The organism is Johannesbaptistia floridana (assembly GCF_057440575.1).
Genome location: NZ_JALKVM010000195.1, coordinates 1 through 2,277 on the forward strand (window position 1 = coordinate 1; position 2,277 = coordinate 2,277).

At 41.2% G+C, this 2,277-nt stretch carries 1 protein-coding gene; it reads right to left on the reverse strand.

Annotated elements, in window-relative coordinates:
* Nucleotides 1–2,171: Ig-like domain-containing protein (locus MW688_RS13100; RefSeq protein ID WP_486736455.1), on the reverse strand; the 2,171-nt coding region annotated here is incomplete at its 3' end.
* Nucleotides 2,172–2,277 lie beyond the last annotated feature (106 nt).

Below are 2,277 nucleotides of genomic sequence, written 5' to 3' on the forward strand. Positions count from 1 at the left end.
AACACATCACCAGTGACTATGGTATTTTCATTGGTAGTCACTGTATCGTTATTAGCTGTTGGCGCATCATTAACAGAATTTACAGTTATTTCTACAGTGGCTGTATCCTCTCTGCCCGTATCATCTTCAATTGTGTAAGTAAAACTATCAGTACCATCGAAACCGGGATTAGGAGTGTAGGTGAAATTGCCATTGCCACTTACATTAACTGTACCATTACTAGGATTAGTATTTCTTACAACTGCAAAGTCGTCACCGTCGTCATCTTTATCCCTACCGTTACCATTGTCGTTAAACAAGTTACCACTAACACTTTGGCCTTCGTCTGTTGCAAAAAAATCATTTCTAGCATCTGGGGAATCTGGGCGAGGGTTAATAGTAATATCAACTCTAGCTGTGTCAGTTTCACCGTTACCATCATCAATAGTGTAATTAAAGCGGTCACTACCATTAAAATCACGGTCAGGTCGATAAGTAAATGAACCATCGCTATTAACAGTAACTGTACCGTTTCTAGGATTAGTATTACTGCTAACTGTCAAGCTATCGCCATCAGGATCGCTGTCATTGCTTAAAACATTATTACTGAGGGTTCTATCTTCATCTACTTCAAAGTTATCATCTACAGCTACTGGTGGTCGATTGTTAAATCCAAATACTACATAGGTTTTTCCAGCCTCGGACTTTCCATCGACAGTGGCAGTTCTGGCAGTAACAGCGACATCATCAATATCATCGCCATTAATATCTCCGGCGCTGCTCACAGCAAATCCCGTCAGGTCGCCACTATCAACACCTTCAAGGATTAAACCGTTCTCTCCATCGATACTTGAAAGCTCAAAAGTCTCAGGAAAACCATTTCGGTTACCAAAAACTATATAGCTTTCTCCTGCATTCTCTTTTCCATTGGGATCTGCGCTTCTTGCACCAATGATAATATCATCAATTCCGTCATTATTAAAATCTCCAGCACTATTTACAGCTCGGCCAGATTCGTCGGCACCAGCAATACCATTGAGGGTAAAACCATTAGTGCCGTCAAGATCAGATACATTAATAGAAGAATCACGGCCAAAAACTACATAGGTCTCTCCTGCTCCTCTTCTTAAAAAATCAGGATCACCACCAACAGCACCAATAATCAGGTCATCTCTTCCATCTCCATTGATGTCACCAGCATCGTTTACAGATATTCCTAGCTGATCATCATCATTCGTAAAACCGCCATCACCAGATAAGAGATTAGCATCGATTCTGAAACCGTTAATGCCATTTAGAGCAGACGCTTCAATTGTTGCATCAAAGCCACCTTTTTTTCCAAAAACAACATATCCCGCCCCTGCTCTTGTGGCCCGACTAGCATTAGGAGGAGCAGCGAAAGGCGCACCAATCAGTAAGTCATCGACACCATCGCCATTAATATCTCCTATGTCACTAACGGACCTACCAAATAAGTCTGGGTCTATAGCACGAACCCCATTGATCGTAAAACCATTACTGCCATCGAGACTCGATAGGTCCAAAGTAGAACCAAATGTCCTTCCGTTTCTTCCAAAAACTACATAAGCTGCTCCTGTCTTATTGTTGGCAAGTCTTGCCCCAATAACTAGGTCATTTATCCCATCACCATTAATATCTCCAGCATCACTCACTGAATATCCCGATTCATCGCCGGGATTAACACCTTTGATAACAAAGCCCCTAGTGCCATTTAGATCCGATGATAGCGAAATACCAGAGGTAAAACTATTAGATCTGCCATAAATGACATAAGTTTCACCAGCATCGGTTTTACCATCGGGATCTGCTAGATAGCCGCTAATAATTATGTCATTTATCCCATCATTATCTATGTCTGTAGCACTTACTATACGACCAGAGCGATCGCCGGCATTAGCACCCTTGATAGTGAAGCCATTAGTGGTTAAATTGTCTAAATCCAAACTAGCAGAAAAATTACCGTTTGCTTTGCCATAAATTACATAAGTTTCGCCAGCGTCTGTCTTCCCGTCGGGGTCAGCAAAAAAAGCGCTGACAATCAAGTCATCGACACCATCGCCATTAACGTCACCAGCACTACTAACTGAACGACCAGAAGCGTCGTTAGCATCAATACCGTTGAGTACGAAGCCGTTGCTACCATCTAAATTTCCTAAATTTATCTTATTCATGAAATACAAATTTATGTCTTATTTCTTATACTACAATAACTTGTGGCAGATAATAATGCAACGATTCTTAACATAAATTCATATTAGGCCCGAGTCCTCTCATAAA